The organism is Moorena sp. SIO4A1, from assembly GCF_010672065.1.
Lineage (GTDB): Bacteria > Cyanobacteriota > Cyanobacteriia > Cyanobacteriales > Coleofasciculaceae > Moorena.
The window spans coordinates 1-1,897 of record NZ_JAAHHX010000429.1 but is presented as its reverse complement, the minus strand read 5'-3'; the positions used below and the strand labels follow the sequence as shown (position 1 = coordinate 1,897).

Genomic DNA, 1,897 nt, shown 5'->3' with positions numbered 1-1,897 from the left:
AAAACCGTCAAGTTGTGGGATATTAACAGTGGCGAAGAATTAGCTATCCTCGAAAGTCACTCCGCACCAGTTCTCTCCATTGCGATTAGTTCCGATAGCAAAACTATCGCTAGTGCTGGCAGTGATCAAACTATCAAGCTATGGGATGTAGACAGTAGACAATTGCTGCGCACTCTCTCTGGAAATGATGGCTGGGTTTGGTCAGTTGCTATTAGTCCAGATGGAAACACTCTAGTTAGTGGTGGGGAGGATGGTACGATTAGAATTTGGTCGTTAGTCTTGAATCAGATTAGTCTTGAACAGGGAATCGGGAATCGGGAATCGGGAATCGGGGGAAGAGTAAGCAGCAAGCTTGTAGGGTGGGCAAAAACAGTTTGGTTCCAATGAGTATTAATGATTAGATGGCTTTGCCCACCCTACTTTAATTAGTGGGCTTACTTGTAGGGTGGGCAAAAACAGTTTGGTTCCAATGAGTATTAAGGATGAGATGGCTTTGCCCACCCTACGTTAATTGGTATTTGTCTTACTAACAAGATACTGCGATCGCATAAGCGCGGAAGCTGAGGCCGTAGGCCACGCTTTGCGTTCGCGTAGCGGAGGCCTTTGGCCAAACGCTTCCGGAGCGTAGCAGCTCGTACTGAGCATCGCATTTTTCCCATATCAGTCATCAGTATCAAGCCTTGAACAACCACTAACTCAATCTATTCCTAGAGTGCAATAGTTTTTCTGTACTCCAGTTCCATTCATACCTAGCAATACTTTTTCCCTACTTCCCTACACTTACCCTATTTACCACACTTACCCTATTTATAGCACTTATAGTATTTTACATTGCTAAAATGCAATAGTTTTTTTAGTCCTTACATTTTAATTAAAATTATGCTATAAATAACAGTATAGTAAACGCAATGGTTAAACCGCCATGATGATTTCCACTGCACAAGCCGCCAATTTACTAGGTGTTTCCGCCACTCGCGTCCGTTACCTTCTGGGCAAAGGCAGAGTCAAAGGAGCCTATAAAGTGGGTAGAACTTGGGTGATTCCTCTGTTTGATGGCATGCCAGTGGTCACTCCCGGCACTCGCGGACCAAAGCGGAACTGGTCAAAGCGTACAAATTACACTCCTGCAGTGATTCACGTTAACCAGAAAGTGATTCGCCAAAATCTCAAGACCGGAGAGCGCAACCCTGTGATTACCGTCAAACGAGGGTCTAAAAACACTTATGGTCATACCGTGGAAGTCAATGGACCATGTCGAGTAATGTATCGTCCTGATAATCCCCTACATTGTGGAGCAAGGGTATGGATAGAGACTATCTCGGATTATAAAGTGATCTGAAACGTCTAAGCTATCAGTGCTCCGAACTTTCGGAGATAATATAAATTAAAAATTATTGATATCTTGCTTATCAATCAGCCAGCAATTTATCCATGCTCTTATCTAGCAGTGTATGGACTAGTATTTGATTATTCGTTACTAGCAATAAACGGAATTTGTAGTGAGTCAGTAATAGTTGAGATCATTAACTGACAAATTACTTGATAATCTGATCAAGGATATCACTTTTCGCGATTCCCCTAGCACACTGGTTTTTAATCCCCGCTCCCCTCACAAAGGTTTAAAATTGGCTCAATTTTCGATATGCTAGAGCCATTGGGAAAAATTTGTGAATAATCGACCACCTTCTCAGGAAAAGACACCTTTATTAGACGCTCTGCGGGCATCAGCCCAGAAGCCCCATACAGCCTTTTATGCACCAGGACACAAACAAGGCAAGGGAATACCAGAGCCATTAGCGGATTTGCTAGGAAAATCAGTATTTCGGGCTGATTTGCCAGAATTACCGGAGTTAGATAATCTTTTTGCTCCAGAAGGGGTAATCCAAGAAGCTCAAGA

At 43.1% G+C, this 1,897-nt stretch carries 2 protein-coding genes and 2 pseudogenes; 3 read left to right on the top strand and 1 reads right to left on the bottom strand.

The window, feature by feature from the left end; translation table 11 throughout:
- Positions 1-387: pseudogene (locus tag F6K53_RS39050) on the top strand (hypothetical protein); the annotation flags it as partial.
- Positions 388-476: 89 nt separating this feature from the next.
- Here the strand turns inward: F6K53_RS39050 and F6K53_RS39045 are convergent.
- Positions 477-668: a hypothetical protein gene (locus tag F6K53_RS39045; RefSeq protein WP_293085263.1), complete on the bottom strand. Its 192-nt coding sequence runs from the start codon at positions 666-668 to the stop codon at positions 477-479.
- Between the two features lie 254 nt (positions 669-922).
- Here F6K53_RS39045 and F6K53_RS39040 point away from each other — a divergent pair, with 254 nt between their 5' ends.
- Together F6K53_RS39040 and F6K53_RS39035 are read left to right on the top strand one after the other, a co-directional pair.
- Positions 923-1,339: a helix-turn-helix domain-containing protein gene (locus F6K53_RS39040; RefSeq protein WP_075897011.1), complete on the top strand. Its 417-nt coding sequence runs from the start codon at positions 923-925 to the stop codon at positions 1,337-1,339.
- 328 nt (positions 1,340-1,667) lie between these two features.
- Positions 1,668-1,897 (top strand): annotated as a pseudogene (locus F6K53_RS39035) (lysine decarboxylase); the annotation flags it as partial.